The sequence below is a fragment of the Bacillus sp. FSL W8-0640 genome (assembly GCF_038007725.1).
Lineage (GTDB): Bacteria > Bacillota > Bacilli > Bacillales > Bacillaceae_G > Bacillus_A > Bacillus_A cereus.
In genome coordinates this window covers 4,897,495-4,910,673 of the sequence record NZ_JBBOXT010000001.1, presented here as the reverse complement: position 1 = coordinate 4,910,673, position 13,179 = coordinate 4,897,495, and the positions used below count along the sequence as shown (strand labels likewise).

The following is a 13,179-nucleotide window of genomic DNA, read 5'->3' as shown; positions in this document are numbered from 1 at the left end:
ATTCGTTATTGCTGTGAGTATTGTGGTTCTTCTTGTTGGACTTCTTCAACACGTGGGTTTAAAGAATCGATAATCGTTTGTGTTTGCTGCGCAGCTGTTTGGAAAAGTTGCTTAGCTTGTTGGTTATCCGTATCAAGAGCGAATCCCTCTAAGCTAGCTTGTGCACTTTTTAATCCAGAAACAGTCTGCTTTAATTTTGTAATTACAGTCATTGAATGAAGCCCCCTTTGGAATATCAATTCAAAGATTATAATTTGTGAGTTGGGGAGAATTTATGATTGGAAAATTTAGGGGTGGAATGGGTTTTATATGCTTTTAGCTAAGATGCATAAGGTATTACGGGGATATTTTTATTGATTTAGATGGATTTTATTGCTATTATTATGAGAAGAAAATGAAGTGTTTTCTATAATCATGCGCCCATAGCTCAGTCGGATAGAGCGGTGGTTTCCGGTACCACGTCTGCCGGGGGTTCGAATCCCTCTGGGCGCGTCAAAAAGTCCTAACTTACGTTTTGTAGGTTAGGACTTTTTTTATTTACCTCTTGTTATATCTAGTAATAAGATTTACTATTAGTACTTGATAATAATTTTTAATTTTATTATTTTCTTTCAATATTATTCAAATTTCGGTTGTAAGTTGTAAATCTCATTAATACATATAAATTAATAATATTTTGGAATGGGTGTCTGCGTGAGGATTCTCCTTTTACCAAACTTATTGTACAATAGAAACAAGGGGGAGATTAGTTTGAAGGCAAGTCTTTTACAAGAACAAAGCTTACGTTTGGCAATGACACAAGAGTTAAGGCAAGCGATTACAATGCTCCAGTATAATGTACAAGAATTATCGGAGTTTTTGTATGAGCAATCGTTAGAGAATCCCCTTATTGAGTTAGGTGGTTTTGAGAGGGAGAAGAAAAAGAGCTCTAACAACAGTAAAAGTACCAGCAAACAAGTCGAGAATCAGATGGAGATCTACAGTGTGGATTCTACAACGATTCAGCAACATTTATTAAATCAAATACAGTATTATAAAATAGATGAAGAAGAGCGAAAAGTAGCTTCTTTCATTATTATGAACATGGATGGAAATGGATATTTACAAGAAACGAATGAAGAGTTAGCAGAGCTCCTTTCTGCACATATTCATGTAGTCGACCGTTCTGTAGAGCTTGTCCAATCACTGGAGCCAGCAGGGGTAGGGGCGCGTAATATTCAGGAATGTTTAACCTTACAATTGAAGCGCTTACAAAGACGTAATGGATTAGCAGAAGAGGTTGTAGAAGATCATTTCGCTTATTTTGTGAAGAAAGATTGGCGAAAGCTCGTTCAAGTGTTGAAGTGTAGTAATGAGGAATTGCAGATTGCGGTAAATTGTATAACGTCATTACAACCAAAACCAGGTCTTGCGTTTTCTTCAGATAAACCACTTTACATTGTACCTGATATGGCGGTGAAAAAAGATGGCGATCGCCTCGTTTTACAAATGAATGAGAGAAATATGCCGAGAATTGAAATTCATTCTGAATATAGTGCGCTTCTTAATAATAGTGAAAGTGAAGTAGCATCTTACGTATCAGAAAAGTATCAGCATGTGCAGTGGATTATGCGCAGTTTGAAGCAGAGAAAACAGACATTGCTGCAAGTAATGACTATTATTATGGAAAAACAACGTGATTTCTTCTGGAAAGGTCCAGAGTATTTAAGACCTCTCGCTTTAAAAGAGGTAGCGGAAGAGTTAAGTGTGCATGAATCGACAATTAGTCGTGCGACGCGAAATAAATATGTGCAAACACCACACGGTTTATTTGAGATGAAATCGTTCTTTAGCAATGCCGTTTCGACGACTGAAGATGAAGCAGTTTCTACAAAACGTGTAAAACAATTTATTCAAACGCTAATTGGGGCAGAGGATAAGAAAAAGCCACTTTCAGATCAAAAGATTTCAAAATTATTAGAAGAAGAGCATGAAATTGTTATTTCTCGAAGAACAGTGGCGAAGTATAGAGAACAAATGCATATCCCAGCTTCGTCATTACGAAAAACGATCGGATAGGTGAAGAAGATGAAAGTTGTACTGTATACTAAAAAAGATTGTGGCCTTTGCGTGAAGGCAAAACAAGTTTTACAGGAAGTACAATGTGAATATTCTTTTCAAATCGAGGAAATAGATATATATGAAGATAATGACCTTTTAGAAAAATATCACTTAATGATTCCGGTTGTAGAAATGGACGGAAAACAAGTAGAATATGGTAACATTCACAAAGGTGTCATAATAAACTATATAAAGAATGCAGTTAAGAGTTGAATAAGTTTCTATCTCCTGTTACAATAATACACGTAGCAGGGATTATTTTTTTAACCTATGTGGGACACAAAATGTCACTACGGGACGTAAAGTGACCACGAGGGAAAATGAACCGATGTAGTGAGGAGAAAAGATATGCGCTCATGGATTCAGAACACAAAAAAATTATTACCTGATCTGCTACCTGTTATGCAAACGAGAATGCAAATTCTTCAATACATTAGGCTCATGCAGCCGATTGGAAGAAGAAACTTATCAGCAAGTCTCGGTATGACAGAACGAGTATTGCGAAGTGAAGTTCAAGTTTTGAAAGAACAAAACTTAGTTCACGTCGCTTCTTCTGGAATGACTTTGACAGAAGAAGGAACAGCTTTAGTTCTTGCTTTGGAAGACTTTATGAAAGAAATTTCCGGGTTAAAGGTTTTAGAAAAGCAACTTAAGGAAACATTAGACTTGGATGAAGTTTTCGTTGTCCCTGGTGATAGTGATGAATCACCTTGGGTCAAACTGGAGATGGGCCGTGCTTGTGTGACTTGTATAAAAGACCGTCTGACAGCGAATAATATCGTTGCTGTGGCTGGAGGAACTACGCTAGCTGCTGCTGCGGACATGATGCAACTTGATTGCAAAGATTTACATATGCTGTTTGTCCCAGCACGTGGTGGAATTGGAGAAGGTGTTGAATTAGAAGCCAATACCATTTGTGCCAAGATGGCGCAAAATACGATGAGTAATTATCGCTTATTGTATGTTCCAGACCATGTTAGTAGCGAAGCATATGCGTCTATTGTGACAGAGCCTTCCGTGAAAGAAATTCTTGAGTTGATTCGATCTTCCAATATCGTCATTCATGGAATAGGTGATGCGTTAACAATGGCACGTCGCAGAAGTACTTCAGAAGCAGATTGGTTAAAGATTCAGGCAAGCGAAGCAGTTGGCGAAGCTTTCGGTTACTACTTTAATGAAGAAGGAAATGTTGTTCATAAAGTAAGAACAGTTGGTATGCAACTAGAGGACTTACAAAATGTATCTCATGTTGTTGCAGTCGCTGGAGGTTCTTCAAAGGCAAAAGCAATACAGGCTGTAATTAAACAAGGGCACACTTCAATTCTAATTACAGATGAAGGTGCAGCAAAACAGTTAACAAAGGGTTTTACCCTTTAATATAATCCCCCAAGGAGGAAATTCAAATGACTAAAATTGGTATTAATGGATTTGGACGTATCGGACGTAACGTATTCCGCGCAGCTCTTAACAACTCTGAGGTAGAAGTAGTAGCAATCAACGACTTAACAGATGCTAAAACATTAGCTCACCTTTTAAAATATGACACAGTTCACGGAACTTTAAATGCAGAAGTATCTGCTAACGAAAACAGCATCGTTGTTAACGGTAAAGAAATTAAAGTTATCGCTGAGCGTGACCCAGCTCAATTACCATGGAGCGACTACGGAGTAGAAGTAGTAGTAGAATCTACTGGCCGTTTCACTAAAAAATCAGATGCTGAGAAACACTTAGGTGGATCAGTTAAGAAAGTTATCATCTCAGCTCCAGCTTCTGACGAAGATATCACTGTAGTTATGGGTGTTAACCACGAACAATACGATGCAGCTAACCACAACGTAGTATCTAACGCTTCTTGTACTACAAACTGTCTAGCTCCATTCGCTAAAGTATTAAACGAAAAATTCGGCGTAAAACGCGGAATGATGACAACAATTCACTCTTACACTAACGACCAACAAATCTTAGACTTACCACACAAAGATTTACGTCGTGCTCGTGCAGCAGCTGAAAACATGATCCCAACATCTACTGGTGCAGCTAAAGCTGTAGCATTAGTATTACCAGAACTTAAAGGTAAATTAAACGGTGGCGCTGTACGTGTTCCAACTGCTAACGTTTCTCTAGTTGACTTAGTTGTTGAACTTGACAAAGAAGTAACAGTTGAAGAAGTAAATGCAGCATTCAAAGCAGCAGCTGAAGGCGAATTAAAAGGTATCCTTGGATACAGCGAAGAGCCATTAGTATCTATCGACTATAACGGATGTACAGCTTCTTCTACAATCGATGCATTATCTACAATGGTAATGGAAGGTAACATGGTTAAAGTACTTTCTTGGTACGATAACGAAACTGGTTACTCTAACCGCGTAGTAGACCTAGCAGCTTACATGACTTCAAAAGGTCTTTAATTCTTAATTATATAAGTTATCAATGACAAAACGAGGGAGAGGGTTTGTTCCCTCTCTCTCTTCTTTCGTTTTAAAAGCAAATGTGTTAAGCTTTTGAGTGGGTTTTGTCAATCCTAACTAGTAGTCGGAGGGAAATCCAATGAACAAAAAATCAATTCGTGACGTAGATTTAAAAGGTAAGCGTGTATTTTGCCGCGTTGATTTCAACGTACCTATGAAAGAAGGCAAAATTACAGATGAAACTCGTATCCGTGCAGCTCTTCCTACAATTCAATATTTAGTAGAGCAAGGTGCGAAAGTTATTTTAGCAAGTCACTTAGGCCGTCCAAAAGGTCAAGTAGTAGAAGAAATGCGTTTAACTCCAGTAGCAGCACGTTTAGGCGAGCTTCTTGGTAAAGACGTTAAAAAAGCGGACGAAGCATTCGGACCAGTTGCACAAGAAATGGTTGCAGCAATGAACGAAGGCGACGTATTAGTTCTTGAAAACGTACGTTTCTATGCGGGCGAAGAAAAGAACGATGCAGAACTTGCGAAAGAATTTGCAGCACTTGCTGACATCTTCGTAAACGATGCATTCGGTGCAGCTCACCGTGCTCACGCTTCTACAGCAGGTATCGCAGACCACCTACCAGCAGTATCTGGTCTATTAATGGAAAAAGAGTTAGATGTACTTGGTAAAGCACTTTCTAACCCAGAACGTCCATTTACAGCTATCATCGGTGGTGCGAAAGTAAAAGATAAAATCGGTGTAATTCGTCATCTATTAGACAAAGTAGATAACTTAATCATCGGTGGTGGACTTGCTTACACATTCGTTAAAGCTTTAGGTCATGAAATTGGTCTATCTCTATGTGAAGACGACAAGATCGAACTAGCTAAAGAATTTATGCAACTTGCAAAAGAAAAAGGCGTAAACTTCTACATGCCAGTTGATGTTGTAATCACTGAGGAATTCTCTGAAACTGCAACAACTAAAATCGTTGGTATCGACTCTATCCCTTCTAACTGGGAAGGCGTGGACATCGGTCCTAAAACACGTGAAATTTATGCAGATGTAATTAAAAATTCTAAGCTTGTTGTATGGAATGGACCAATGGGTGTATTCGAAATGACTCCATTCGCAGAAGGTACAAAAGCAGTAGGACAAGCATTAGCAGATGCAGAAGATACATACTCTGTTATCGGCGGTGGTGACTCTGCAGCAGCTGTTGAAAAATTCGGTATGGCTGATAAAATGAGCCACATTTCTACTGGCGGCGGTGCGTCATTAGAATTCATGGAAGGTAAAGAGCTTCCAGGTGTAGTTTGTCTTAACGACAAATAAGTAGCAGCCAAAGAAAAAGGACGGTGCAAAGCATGCGTAAACCAATTATCGCAGGTAACTGGAAAATGAATAAAACTCTATCTGAAGCAGTTAGCTTCGTAGAGGAAGTTAAAGGTCAAATCCCAGCAGCTTCAGCTGTTGATGCAGTAGTTTGCTCTCCAGCTCTATTCTTAGAGCGCCTTGTAGCAGCAACTGAAGGAACTGACTTACAAGTAGGTGCACAAAACATGCACTTCGAAAAAAATGGTGCATTCACTGGCGAAATTAGCCCAGTAGCACTTAGCGACTTAAAAGTTGGCTATGTAGTACTTGGCCACTCTGAGCGTCGTGAAATGTTTGCTGAAACAGATGAGTCAGTAAACAAAAAGACTATCGCAGCATTTGAACATGGTTTAACACCAATCGTATGTTGTGGTGAGACTTTAGAAGAGCGCGAAAGCGGAAAAACATTTGATCTAGTAGCAGGTCAAGTGACAAAAGCACTTGCAGGTTTAACAGAAGAGCAAGTTAAAGCAACTGTTATCGCTTATGAGCCAATCTGGGCTATCGGTACAGGTAAATCTTCTTCTTCTGCAGATGCAAACGAAGTATGTGCGCACATCCGTAAAGTTGTTGCAGAAGCTGTTTCTCCAGAAGCTGCAGAAGCTGTTCGTATCCAATACGGCGGTAGCGTAAAACCAGAAAACATTAAAGAGTATATGGCACAATCTGACATCGACGGCGCTTTAGTTGGCGGTGCTAGCTTAGAGCCTGCTTCGTTCTTAGGTCTTCTGGGGGCGGTAAAATGAGAAAGCCAACAGCTTTAATCATTCTTGACGGTTTCGGACTTCGTGAAGAAACTTACGGGAATGCTGTAGCACAAGCTAAGAAACCTAATTTTGATGGTTACTGGAACAAATTCCCTCACACAACGCTTACAGCTTGTGGCGAGGCAGTAGGTCTTCCAGAAGGTCAAATGGGTAACTCTGAGGTTGGTCACTTAAATATCGGTGCTGGCCGCGTAGTATATCAAAGCTTAACACGCGTTAACGTTGCAATTCGTGAAGGCGAGTTCGATAAGAACGAAACTTTTCAAAATGCAATTAAAAGCGTAAAAGAAAAAGGTACTGCACTTCATTTATTCGGTTTACTTTCTGACGGTGGTGTGCACAGTCACATGAACCATATGTTTGCTCTTCTTCGCTTAGCAGCAAAAGAAGGCGTGGAGAAAGTTTATATCCATGCATTCTTAGACGGCCGCGATGTTGGACCACAAACAGCAAAAGGTTATATCGATGCAACGAATGAAGTAATTAAAGAAACAGGAGTAGGACAATTCGCGACTATCTCTGGTCGTTATTACTCTATGGACCGTGACAAGCGTTGGGATCGCGTAGAAAAATGTTACAGTGCTATGGTGAATGGTGAAGGCCCTACTTATAAATCAGCAGAAGAGTGTGTAGAAGACTCTTATGCTAACGGTATCTATGATGAATTCGTATTGCCGTCTGTAATTGTTAACGAAGATAACACGCCAGTTGCAACAATCAATGATGATGATGCAGTTATCTTCTATAACTTCCGTCCAGACCGTGCAATTCAAATTGCTCGTGTATTTACAAACGAAGACTTCCGTGAGTTCGATCGTGGTGAAAAAGTACCTCACATTCCAGAATTCGTATGTATGACACACTTCAGTGAAACTGTAGATGGATACGTGGCATTCAAGCCAATGAACCTTGATAACACTTTAGGTGAAGTTGTTGCGCAAGCGGGATTAAAGCAACTTCGCATCGCGGAAACTGAAAAGTATCCGCACGTTACATTCTTCTTTAGCGGTGGTCGTGAGGCTGAATTCCCAGGAGAAGAGCGTATCTTAATTAACTCACCGAAGGTTGCAACGTATGACTTGAAACCTGAAATGAGCATTTACGAAGTAACGGACGCTTTAGTAAATGAAATCGAAAATGATAAACATGATGTTATCATTCTTAACTTTGCGAACTGTGATATGGTTGGCCATTCTGGGATGATGGAACCAACAATTAAAGCAGTAGAAGCAACTGACGAATGTTTAGGAAAAGTTGTAGAAGCGATTCTTGCAAAAGATGGTGTAGCACTTATTACTGCTGACCATGGTAATGCTGATCAGGAGTTAACTGCTGATGGCGGTCCTATGACAGCTCATACAACTAACCCGGTTCCTTTCATCGTTACAAAAAATGATGTAGAGCTTCGTGAAGGTGGTATTTTAGGAGATATCGCTCCAACAATGCTTACACTTTTAAATGTGGAACAACCGAAAGAAATGACAGGTAAAACAATTATTAAATAATTTGCTTATATAAAAAGGAGAGAATTTATTATGTCAACAATTATTGATGTTTATGCTCGCGAAGTCCTTGATTCTCGTGGTAACCCAACTGTAGAAGTAGAAGTTTACACAGAAAGCGGCGCTTTCGGACGCGCTATCGTACCAAGTGGTGCATCTACTGGTGAGCACGAAGCAGTAGAATTACGTGACGGTGACAAATCTCGTTACCTTGGTAAAGGTGTTGTTAACGCAGTAAACAACGTTAACGAAATTATCGCTCCAGAAATCGCTGGTTTCGATGTAACTGACCAAGCTGGTATCGACCGTGCTATGATCGAATTAGATGGCACTCCAAACAAAGGTAAACTAGGCGCTAACGCTATCCTTGGTGTATCTATGGCAGTAGCTCACGCAGCAGCTGACTTCGTAGGTCTTCCATTATACCGTTACCTTGGTGGATTCAATGCAAAACAATTACCAACTCCAATGATGAACATCATCAACGGTGGTTCTCACGCTGATAACAACGTTGACTTCCAAGAGTTCATGATCTTACCAGTTGGTGCTCCAACATTCAAAGAATCAATCCGTATGGGTGCTGAAGTATTCCATGCACTTAAAGCTGTATTACATGACAAAGGTCTTAACACTGCAGTAGGTGACGAAGGTGGATTCGCTCCAAACCTTGGTTCTAACCGTGAAGCTTTAGAAGTAATCATCGAAGCTATCGAAAAAGCTGGTTACAAAGCTGGCGAGAACGTATTCTTAGGAATGGACGTTGCTTCTTCTGAGTTCTACAACAAAGAAACTGGTAAATATGACCTTGCAGGCGAAGGCCGTACTGGCTTAACTTCTGCAGAAATGGTTGATTTCTATGAAGAGCTTTGCAAAGACTTCCCAATCATCTCTATCGAAGATGGTTTAGACGAAAACGACTGGGATGGTCACAAATTATTAACTGAGCGTATCGGTGATAAAGTACAATTAGTTGGTGACGATTTATTCGTAACTAACACTCAAAAACTTGCTGAAGGTATCGAAAAAGGTATCTCTAACTCAATCTTAATTAAAGTTAACCAAATCGGTACTTTAACTGAGACTTTCGAAGCTATCGAAATGGCTAAACGTGCTGGTTACACAGCAGTTGTATCTCACCGTTCTGGTGAAACTGAAGATGCTACAATCGCTGACATCGCAGTTGCAACTAACGCTGGCCAAATCAAAACTGGTTCTATGAGCCGTACTGACCGTATTGCTAAGTACAACCAATTATTACGCATCGAAGACGAACTAGGCGAAATCGCTGTTTACGATGGTATCAAATCTTTCTATAACATCAAACGATAATTGTAGAAAATAAACGACAGACCGTGAGAAATCACGGTCTGTTTTTTTATGCTAAAATTGTTCACCCGTCATAAGTGACATGAAATGTTTGAAGAAGCGGTTATAGTCAAAATCAATTGCGATTTGATGAACCGGCCAATCAATAAATGGCTTCTGGTTCACTAGAGAACGAAATTCCCCTATGCTTGCTCCTTGTGCAGAGGATTCTGTCATGACAACAATAGGTGATTTATGATACGTGAACATAGAGTTATCAAATAAAGCGAGTATTGGCATTGTGTCATGGAAGGGGCTCCCCTTTAAATGTGGTAGGGCGTCTTTATAATATCCGTAGTAATAATGATCAAATAACGGTTTGACAAGTGGAGCTTTTCCTTTTGCCTCAATGTATTCTGCCATTTCTGGTGTAATGACGGAATATTGGGTAACGTTTAATGGGTATATGTACATGTTAGCTGTAGATTGAAGGACTATATTAGCAGCAGTAGGATCGCCATAAAAGTTTGCTTCGGAGATAGGGGTAACATTACCAGGATGTAAAAAGGCACCGCCCATTACGTAGTAAGATTTAACTTGCTTCATTAACTGTTTACATACGATGAATAAAATTGCTAGGGAGGTAAGTCTTCCTAAACTTACAATGATTAATTCATCTTTATACTGTTCAATAAGAGGAATGACTTCAAAAAAATTCTCCATTTCTCCGTTAGTCACATTCACCTTTGGAATAATTGGACCGAGCCCCTGTTTCCCATGTACATCCGTAAAAAACGCAGGTGGGGCACCTGTAAGGGGACGTTCTGAACCACCGAATATCTTGATATTTCTATTCTTTGTTTCGTTATTAAAAAAATGAGCATTTTCTACGGCCATTTTTTTTGGAACATTGCCGTAATCAGCAACGATACCGATGATTTCTATTTCATCGATAAAGAATGCTAAGAGGAGAGCCATCGTATCATCAATCCCAGGATCACAAAAAATGAGAACTTTTTTGGGCATATGTTCACCACCTATCTTGTTTATCCGGTACAAATCCGCTTGGTGAGGGATAATAATTAATGGGGATGAGGAAAACCTCAATGATTAAAGTTTCACTTTATATATATGTAAGTTTAAGGATAAAAAGATTATTTTATTGAAATAATAGTCTTTTAAATTCAGAAAATAAAAACTTTTTATATTAGGTCAAGGTTTTTGACGTAATTTTCGTTTGAAAATGCAGTCATATCAAGGTTGTAAGCGTATAACATAGGCTGTTTTTGCTGTCAAGTTGATAAATTGCAGCTTTTTACAATTTATACTATGATAAAGATATTAACAGAAGATCGTATAAACATGAGGGATGATGAACATGAAATTTACAAAGATTCTTGTCCAAATTGCTGCTCTTTACGTGTTTTATATGGTTGGAACTTGGGTGCAAGAAATGTTAAATATTCCGATTCCAGGAAGTTTGATTGGAATGTTCCTCTTACTTGTTTTACTTAGCCTAAAAGTTCTTCCAGTGAAATGGTTCGATTTAGGAGCAGAAACACTCGTTGCTATTATGCCGTTTTTATTAATTCCGCCAACGCTTGGCCTAATGAATTACGGTGCTTTTTTTATGAGTAAAGGAATTTCTCTTTTCATTACAGTTGTAGCGAGTACATTTTTAATTATTATTGTCGCAGGACATACAGGACAATATCTTGCGAATAGGAAGGAAAGAGAGTCGCGATGAGCCAAATATTAATCGGAATCGGTTGGGTTCTTTTTACGGTGCTATTATATCAATTATCTAAAAAAATCTATAAATTATTTCCAACACCATTCACCATTCCAATGCTTGTAGCAACTGGATTAATGGCTTTCCTATTTATCGTGCTTGATATACCATATCAACATTATATGGAAAGTGGTGGTGGCTGGATTGCAAAGCTACTTGGACCCGGTGTTGTAGCATTTGCAATTCCTCTTTATAAACAACGTCATGTTCTGCAAAAATATGTTGTACCGATTGCTGGCGGGGTATTAGTAGGTACAACAGTTGCAATCGCTAGTGATTTTGCGATTGCTTCACTTATGGGAACGGATAAAAGCTTAATCTTATCGTCATTACCAAAATCGGTGACAATGCCAGTTGCGATGAGTGTTTCTGAACAAGTTGGTGGTGTACCTTCCTTAACAGCAGCTTTCGTTGTTATCGCAGGTATTACTGGAACGATTACAGGACCCCTTTTATTAAAATGGAGCCGTGTTACAAACTCAGTTGGTAAAGGTATCGGATTTGGATGTGCTTCTCATATTATGGGCGTGATGAGAGCGATGAAAAATAACGAACATGAAGGTGTTATTGGATCGGTAACAATGACATTAACAGCAATTTTGACATGTTTACTTGGACCGTTATTTGCGATGATGTTTATGTAATAGAAGAAAAGCGAGAGCGCCTCTATAGCTCTCGCTTTTCTATAGAATTTATGCTACAGTTACAATAACTGAATCTTTGTAGGAGGTACGCCAAGTGCATACGTTATTATCAGTTTTACTTATTATTGTATCGATTTTAATGATTGTTATGGTACTTATGCAATCTAGTAATAGCTCAGGCCTTTCAGGTGCAATTTCAGGCGGTGCGGAGCAATTATTTGGTAAGCAAAAGGCACGTGGAATTGAAGCGGTATTAAACCGTATTACAATTGTTTTAGCTGTATTGTTCTTTGTATTAACAATTGGTGTTACGTACTTCAATTTATAGAATTGAAAGAAGAAGCGTTAGTGAATGGTACTAATGGTTCTTCTTTTTTTGTTTTGCTATTTGAAAGATGTTTCTAATTAGATTATAGAAATACAAATATGGTACACTAGATATAGAAAGAATACGACTAGATTACAGAAGAGAAAGAGGAGAAATACATGATGAAATTAGCATCTCCGAAACCATTTACATTTGAGGGTGGAGACCGCGCTGTTTTATTACTACATGGATTCACAGGGAACTCAGCTGATGTACGTATGTTAGGGCGTTTCTTAGAAAAGAAAGGCTATACTTGTCATGCGCCAATTTATAAAGGGCACGGTGTACCACCAGAAGAGCTTGTTCATACAGGGCCTACAGATTGGTGGCAAGATGTAACGGAGGCATATCAGCTTTTAAAAGATAAAGGTTTTGAGAAAATTGCTGTTGTTGGATTGTCACTTGGCGGCGTATTTTCTTTAAAATTAGGTTATACAGTACCGGTTTTAGGTGTAGTACCAATGTGTGCACCGATGTATATTAAGAGTGAAGAAACGATGTACCAAGGTATATTGGCATATGCCCGCGAATATAAAAAACGTGAGCAAAAATCACCAGAACAAATTGAACAAGAAATGTTGGAATTCCAAAAGACACCGATGAATACATTAAAAGCATTACAACAATTAATTGCTGACGTACGTAACAATGTGGATATGATTTATGCGCCAACATTTGTTGTACAAGCACGTCATGACGAAATGATTAATACAGATAGTGCTAACATTATTTATAACGGTGTAGAATCTACGTTAAAAGACATTAAATGGTATGAAGACTCTACGCATGTCATTACACTTGATAAACAACGTGACGAGCTACATGAGGATGTATATAACTTCTTGGAGCAACTAGATTGGTAAGATCTAGTTGCCTCTTTTTTTCATAAGGAATTTTTTGTGAAAACTGTAAAAATCATAAGGGGAGT

The 13,179-nt window shown here is 38.8% G+C and carries 14 protein-coding genes and 1 tRNA gene; 13 read left to right on the top strand and 2 right to left on the bottom strand.

All coding sequences use genetic code 11. The features are described from left to right. Nucleotides 1-5: 5 nt before the first annotated feature. Nucleotides 6-212, bottom strand: a complete 207-nt coding sequence (locus N2V80_RS25505; RefSeq protein WP_000216166.1) for a DUF1657 domain-containing protein — start codon at nucleotides 210-212, stop codon at nucleotides 6-8. A 204-nt stretch (nucleotides 213-416) separates the two neighbouring features. Here N2V80_RS25505 and N2V80_RS25500 point away from each other — a divergent pair. From N2V80_RS25500 to eno, 9 genes are all read left to right on the top strand, one after another. After that, nucleotides 417-492: transfer RNA gene (locus N2V80_RS25500), tRNA-Arg, on the top strand. Between the two features lie 258 nt (nucleotides 493-750). Beyond that, nucleotides 751-2,058 carry an RNA polymerase factor sigma-54 gene (gene rpoN / locus N2V80_RS25495; protein ID WP_000647952.1) on the top strand — a complete coding sequence of 436 codons (1,308 nt, stop codon included), beginning with the start codon at nucleotides 751-753 and terminating at the stop codon, nucleotides 2,056-2,058. Between the two features lie 9 nt (nucleotides 2,059-2,067). Further along, nucleotides 2,068-2,313 carry a glutaredoxin family protein gene (locus tag N2V80_RS25490; protein WP_000869730.1) on the top strand — a complete coding sequence of 82 codons (246 nt, stop codon included), beginning with the start codon at nucleotides 2,068-2,070 and terminating at the stop codon, nucleotides 2,311-2,313. A gap of 135 nt (nucleotides 2,314-2,448) precedes the next feature. Then, on the top strand, nucleotides 2,449-3,477 hold the full coding sequence (gene cggR, locus N2V80_RS25485; RefSeq protein WP_061655233.1) for a gapA transcriptional regulator CggR: 1,029 nt from the start codon (nucleotides 2,449-2,451) through the stop codon (nucleotides 3,475-3,477). A 26-nt stretch (nucleotides 3,478-3,503) separates the two neighbouring features. After that, a complete protein-coding gene (gene gap, locus N2V80_RS25480; protein ID WP_000161236.1) occupies nucleotides 3,504-4,508 on the top strand; it encodes a type I glyceraldehyde-3-phosphate dehydrogenase in 1,005 nt (334 codons plus the stop codon). A 139-nt stretch (nucleotides 4,509-4,647) separates the two neighbouring features. Then, nucleotides 4,648-5,832, top strand: a complete 1,185-nt coding sequence (locus tag N2V80_RS25475; protein ID WP_061655234.1) for a phosphoglycerate kinase — start codon at nucleotides 4,648-4,650, stop codon at nucleotides 5,830-5,832. Nucleotides 5,833-5,864: 32 nt separating this feature from the next. Then, nucleotides 5,865-6,620: a triose-phosphate isomerase gene (gene tpiA / locus N2V80_RS25470; protein ID WP_001231038.1), complete on the top strand. Its 756-nt coding sequence runs from the start codon at nucleotides 5,865-5,867 to the stop codon at nucleotides 6,618-6,620. After that, nucleotides 6,617-8,146 carry a 2,3-bisphosphoglycerate-independent phosphoglycerate mutase gene (gene gpmI / locus N2V80_RS25465; protein ID WP_001231158.1) on the top strand — a complete coding sequence of 510 codons (1,530 nt, stop codon included), beginning with the start codon at nucleotides 6,617-6,619 and terminating at the stop codon, nucleotides 8,144-8,146. Before tpiA ends, gpmI begins: the two co-directional genes overlap by 4 nt. A gap of 30 nt (nucleotides 8,147-8,176) precedes the next feature. Next, nucleotides 8,177-9,472, top strand: a complete 1,296-nt coding sequence (gene eno / locus N2V80_RS25460) for a phosphopyruvate hydratase (RefSeq protein ID WP_000103951.1) — start codon at nucleotides 8,177-8,179, stop codon at nucleotides 9,470-9,472. A 51-nt stretch (nucleotides 9,473-9,523) separates the two neighbouring features. Here eno and N2V80_RS25455 read toward each other — a convergent pair whose 3' ends face one another. Then, entirely contained in the window at nucleotides 9,524-10,474 is a 951-nt protein-coding gene (locus N2V80_RS25455) for a nucleoside hydrolase (protein ID WP_061655235.1), read from the bottom strand. Nucleotides 10,475-10,826: 352 nt separating this feature from the next. On the opposite strand from N2V80_RS25455, the gene N2V80_RS25450 reads away from it, so the two are divergent. From N2V80_RS25450 to estA, 4 genes are all read left to right on the top strand, one after another. After that, nucleotides 10,827-11,195 (top strand): CidA/LrgA family holin-like protein, encoded by a 369-nt coding sequence (locus N2V80_RS25450; RefSeq protein WP_000673222.1) that lies wholly within the window; start codon nucleotides 10,827-10,829, stop codon nucleotides 11,193-11,195. Then, nucleotides 11,192-11,884 (top strand): LrgB family protein, encoded by a 693-nt coding sequence (locus N2V80_RS25445; protein WP_000078304.1) that lies wholly within the window; start codon nucleotides 11,192-11,194, stop codon nucleotides 11,882-11,884. The genes N2V80_RS25450 and N2V80_RS25445 overlap by 4 nt, the downstream gene beginning before the upstream one ends. A gap of 94 nt (nucleotides 11,885-11,978) precedes the next feature. Beyond that, nucleotides 11,979-12,212 (top strand): preprotein translocase subunit SecG, encoded by a 234-nt coding sequence (gene secG / locus N2V80_RS25440; RefSeq protein WP_000557264.1) that lies wholly within the window; start codon nucleotides 11,979-11,981, stop codon nucleotides 12,210-12,212. A 161-nt stretch (nucleotides 12,213-12,373) separates the two neighbouring features. Further along, nucleotides 12,374-13,114 (top strand): carboxylesterase, encoded by a 741-nt coding sequence (gene estA, locus N2V80_RS25435; RefSeq protein WP_000761986.1) that lies wholly within the window; start codon nucleotides 12,374-12,376, stop codon nucleotides 13,112-13,114. Nucleotides 13,115-13,179 lie beyond the last annotated feature (65 nt).

Excerpts from the sequence above, each read along its gene's own strand:
- N2V80_RS25475 (WP_061655234.1), top strand. The coding sequence starts at position 4,648 with ATGAACAAAAAATCAATTCGTGACGTAGATTTAAAAGGTAAGCGTGTA.
- N2V80_RS25505 (WP_000216166.1), bottom strand. The coding sequence starts at position 212 with ATGACTGTAATTACAAAATTAAAGCAGACTGTTTCTGGATTAAAAAGT.
- N2V80_RS25450 (WP_000673222.1), top strand. The coding sequence starts at position 10,827 with ATGAAATTTACAAAGATTCTTGTCCAAATTGCTGCTCTTTACGTGTTT.
- gap (WP_000161236.1), top strand. The coding sequence starts at position 3,504 with ATGACTAAAATTGGTATTAATGGATTTGGACGTATCGGACGTAACGTA.
- tpiA (WP_001231038.1), top strand. The coding sequence starts at position 5,865 with ATGCGTAAACCAATTATCGCAGGTAACTGGAAAATGAATAAAACTCTA.
- cggR (WP_061655233.1), top strand. The coding sequence starts at position 2,449 with ATGCGCTCATGGATTCAGAACACAAAAAAATTATTACCTGATCTGCTA.
- estA (WP_000761986.1), top strand. The coding sequence starts at position 12,374 with ATGAAATTAGCATCTCCGAAACCATTTACATTTGAGGGTGGAGACCGC.
- N2V80_RS25455 (WP_061655235.1), bottom strand. The coding sequence starts at position 10,474 with ATGCCCAAAAAAGTTCTCATTTTTTGTGATCCTGGGATTGATGATACG.
- N2V80_RS25490 (WP_000869730.1), top strand. The coding sequence starts at position 2,068 with ATGAAAGTTGTACTGTATACTAAAAAAGATTGTGGCCTTTGCGTGAAG.
- eno (WP_000103951.1), top strand. The coding sequence starts at position 8,177 with ATGTCAACAATTATTGATGTTTATGCTCGCGAAGTCCTTGATTCTCGT.
- N2V80_RS25445 (WP_000078304.1), top strand. The coding sequence starts at position 11,192 with ATGAGCCAAATATTAATCGGAATCGGTTGGGTTCTTTTTACGGTGCTA.
- gpmI (WP_001231158.1), top strand. The coding sequence starts at position 6,617 with ATGAGAAAGCCAACAGCTTTAATCATTCTTGACGGTTTCGGACTTCGT.